Genomic DNA, 3,600 nt, shown 5'->3' on the forward strand with positions numbered 1-3,600 from the left:
TACAGCAGGTATGAATGGCAACAACTACCGGTGTATTATCACAGGTAGTTGCGGTACCGCACAAACCGACGGGCTGGCAACCCTGACAGTCAACACACCATCAGCACCAACAGTAGGCACAATCACACAACCTACCTGTGCCGTTCCAACAGGAAGCGTGGAATTAACCGGCTTACCAACTGGAACCTGGACAATCAATCCGGGTGCAATAGCAGGTTCAACTACCAGTACAACCATATCCGGCTTAACTGCAGGTACAACATACAATTTCACCGTTACCAATGCAGCAGGATGTACTTCATCAGCATCAGTTAATGTGGTCATCGATGCACAACCAGAAACACCATCAGCACCAACAATAGGCACAATAACACAACCAACGTGTGCTGTAGCAACAGGAAGTGTGGTTTTAAATGGTTTGCCAGCAACAGGAACCTGGACATTAACAAGAACTCCTGGTGGAACAACTACCTCGGGAACAGGAACAAGTACAACCATATCCGGCTTAGCTGCAGGAACATACACTTATACAGTTACAAATGCAGCAGGATGTACTTCAGTAGCATCAACTAATGTGGTTATCAATACACAACCAGAAACACCAACAGCGCCCGTAGTAGGCACAATAACACAACCTACCTGTACAATTGCAACAGGAAGCGTGGAATTAAGCGGTTTACCTTCCTCAGGCACATGGACGCTAACAAGAAATCCGGGAGGAACTACTACAACAGGAACAGGCGCAAGTACAACCATATCCGGCTTAGCTGCAGGAACATACACCTATACAGTTACAAATGCAGCAGGATGTACTTCAATAGCGTCAGCTAATGTTGTCATCAATACACAACCAGAAACACCAACAGTGCCGGTAGCCACATTAACTCAACCAATCTGTGATATAGCCACCGGAACGATCACCGTTACGGCACCCACCGGAGTGGGCATGACATACAGCATTGATGGTTCAACCTATACTAATACCACGGGTATATTTACCCTGGTACCGGCAGGCACATACACCGTAACTGCGAAGAATTCGGACGGTTGTATTTCAGCAGGGACAAACGTAACGATCAATACCCTGCCACCGGTACTTGCTTTGACCAGTGCTACGGTGACCGATCCGATTGATTGTTATGGAGGAACCGCTACGGTCACGATTGTTGCCACCGGCGGAACAGCTCCATACAGCTATACCTTTAACAGTCAAACCAATACTACCGGAGTCTTTACCGGAGTATCGGCCGGAACGGCCATGGCTTACAGCATCACTGATGCCAACACCTGCGGTCCGGTAACCGGAACCATTGATGTTACCCAGCCGGCTGCTCTGACTTTTATAATTCCCGAGATTACAAACGTAAGTTGTACCGGAGGAAACGATGGGGTCATAGTTATCAGTGCAACTGGTGGGACAGGTACGATTAACTATTCTATCCTTCCTGATATTGGTACACAATCCCCGGTTGGAACATTTTACGGGCTAACTGCCCAAACCTATATAATTACAGCTACCGATGCCAATGGTTGTGTAAAAACAACTTCTGTGGCTGTTGGTACTGAACCTGATGTTACTCCACCTATCATCACCTGCCCGACAGCCCTGACTGTAGGCACGAATGTAGCCTGCACCTATGTAGGCTCGATCGGCACGGCCACGGCCACGGATAACTGTGATCAGACAGTAACCATCACCAACGATGCACCGGCCGCCTTCCCGCTGGAAGCAACGACGGTAACCTGGACAGCCACCGACGATGCCAACAATACGGCAACCTGCACACAGGTGGTCACTGTCATCGACAATGTGAATCCGTCCATTACCTGTCCGGCTCCTGTCACTGCCTATACCAACACCGGATGCACTGCCACCGGCGTTGCTCTTGGCACTCCCACGACTTCTGACAACTGTTCTGTGGCTTCTGTCACCAATGATGAGCCCACTGCTTTTGCATTGGGTAATACAACTGTCACCTGGACTGTCACTGACGGTTCCGGCAATGCAGCTACCTGCACACAGGTGGTCACTGTCAACGACAACCAGAATCCAACAATCAGCTGTCCGGCAAATGTCACTGTCAATGCCGATTTGGGTCAATGTTATGCTACTAACGTAAGCCTTGGCACCCCGGTGACATTGGATAACTGCGGTGTGGCTTCGGTGACGAATAATGCTCCGTCTCAGTTCCCTGTAGGAACCACAACTGTCATCTGGACGGTCACCGACAATGCGGGAAATACAGCTACCTGCCAACAACTGGTTATTGTTACCGATAATCAGAATCCGTCAATCAGCTGACCGGCCAATGTCATGGTCAATGCCGACTTAGGTCAATGTTATGCTACTGGCGTGGATCTTGGCACCCCGGTGACATCGGATAACTGCGGTGTAGCTTCTGAAACGAATAATGCACCCTCTCAGTTCCCTGTAGGAACCACAACTGTCATCTGGACGGTCACCGACAATGCGGGAAATACAGCTACTTGCCAACAACTGGTTATTGTTACCGATAATCAGAATCCGGCAATCAGCTGCCCGGCCAATGTCACAGTTGATGCTGATATGGGTCTTTGTTATGCAGCTGGCGTGAACCTTGGCACACCAGCGACATTGGATAATTGCGGTGTGGCTTCGGTGACGAATAATGCGCCGTCTCAGTTCCCCCTCGGTACCACAACTGTCATCTGGACGGTCACCGACAATGCGGGAAATACAGCTACTTGCCAACAACTGGTTATTGTTACCGATAATCAGAATCCGGCAATTAGCTGCCCGGCCAATGTCACGGTCAATGCCGACTTAGGTCAATGTTATGCTACTGGCGTGAATCTTGGCACCCCGGTGACATCTGATAACTGCAGTGTGGCTTCGGTGACGAATAATGCGCCGTCTCAGTTCCCCCTCGGTACCACAACTGTCATCTGGACGGTCACCGACAATGCAGGAAATACAGCTACTTGCCAACAACTGGTTATTGTTACCGATAATCAGAATCCGTCAATCAGCTGTCCGCCCAATGTCACGGTCAATGCCGACTTAGGTCAATGTTATGCTACTGGGGTGAATCTTGGCACCCCGGTGACATCTGACAACTGCGGTGTGGCTTCGGTGACGAATAATGCTCCGTCTCAGTTCCCTGTAGGAACCACAACTGTCCTCTGGACGGTCACCGACAATGCGGGAAATACAGCTACTTGCCAACAACTGGTTATTATTACCGATAATCAGAATCCGGCAATTAGCTGCCCGGCCAATGTTACGGTCAATGCTAATATGGGTCAATGTTATGCAACTGGCATAAACCTGGGCACCCCGCTAACATCGGATAATTGCGGTGTGGCTTCGGTGACGAATAATGCGCCGTCTCAGTTCCCTGTAGGAACCACAACTGTCCTCTGGACGGTCACCGACAATGCAGGAAATACAGCTACTTGCCAACAACTGGTTATTGTTACCGATAATCAGAATCCGTCAATCAGCTGTCCGGCCAATGTCACGGTCAATACCGACTTAGGTCAATGTTATGCTACAGGGCTGAATCTTGGCACCCCGGTGACATCTGACAACTGCGGTGTGGCTTCGGTGACGAATAATGC

General features: G+C 49.8%; 2 protein-coding genes. Both read left to right on the plus strand.

Annotated features, from left to right (window positions below):
* A partial coding sequence (locus NT175_14595) for an HYR domain-containing protein (GenBank protein MCX6235921.1) occupies window positions 1–2,302 on the plus strand: 2,302 nt, incomplete at its 5' end.
* A 12-nt stretch (window positions 2,303–2,314) separates the two neighbouring features.
* Window positions 2,315–3,600, plus strand: a 1,286-nt coding sequence (locus tag NT175_14600; protein ID MCX6235922.1) for an HYR domain-containing protein, incomplete at its 3' end; no start/stop codon positions are given.

Source organism: Bacteroidota bacterium (assembly GCA_026391695.1).
Lineage (GTDB): Bacteria > Bacteroidota > Bacteroidia > Bacteroidales > JAGONC01 > JAPLDP01.